The organism is Methylobacterium tarhaniae, assembly GCF_001043955.1.
Classification (GTDB): Bacteria; Pseudomonadota; Alphaproteobacteria; order Rhizobiales; family Beijerinckiaceae; genus Methylobacterium; species Methylobacterium tarhaniae.
Window position 1 is genome coordinate 1 of record NZ_LABZ01000433.1, and the last position, 596, is coordinate 596.

Genomic DNA, 596 nt, shown 5'->3' on the forward strand with positions numbered 1-596 from the left:
AGCGCCTCGTCGGGGCCACGACCACTCTGCGCAGGTTGACGTGACAACGATCTGCATCGTCATCCAGTCGCCGGAATTCGTGTCCTCGGCAGGGATGCGGATCCGCTACCTGCGACTGGCATCCGCAACTCCGCCTGACACGACGATCACCTATGCACCGGTCGCAGAACTCCTGAATGCTAAGGCATTCGACGCAGATATTTACATCTTCTCAAAATCATTCACTCCAGAAGCGATCATCCTTGCTTGCCGCTTGAAGCATCTTGGCAAGAAAGTCGGGCAGGATTTATTTGATGATTATTTTAGCCAGATGGATGACGCGCGACTATCACGCTTCCAGTATTGGATGCGGGAGATGGAGCCGATCACTGATTTCGTTCTTGGAACGACAGAACGCCTGACCTCGGTCATGGCCCGCTACATGCCGCATGCCCCGATCACGATCGTCCCCGACCCGATCGAGGAGTTCGACCGGACCGCGTTGGAGCAGCGCGTCTCCGGCAAGATCCGGACGGCGGTCGAGGCGCGCCGGCTGTCGATCTACTGGTTCGGCATCGGGGACAATCCCTTCTTTTCCGTCGGCGTGCGCGACCTCG

Annotated in this window: 1 protein-coding gene; it reads left to right on the forward strand. The window is 58.1% G+C overall.

The annotated features are described in order from the left end of the window. Nucleotides 1-40 precede the first annotated feature (40 nt). Nucleotides 41-596 (forward strand): hypothetical protein (locus VQ03_RS33540; protein ID WP_157064338.1); only part of this gene is annotated, 556 nt, incomplete at its 3' end.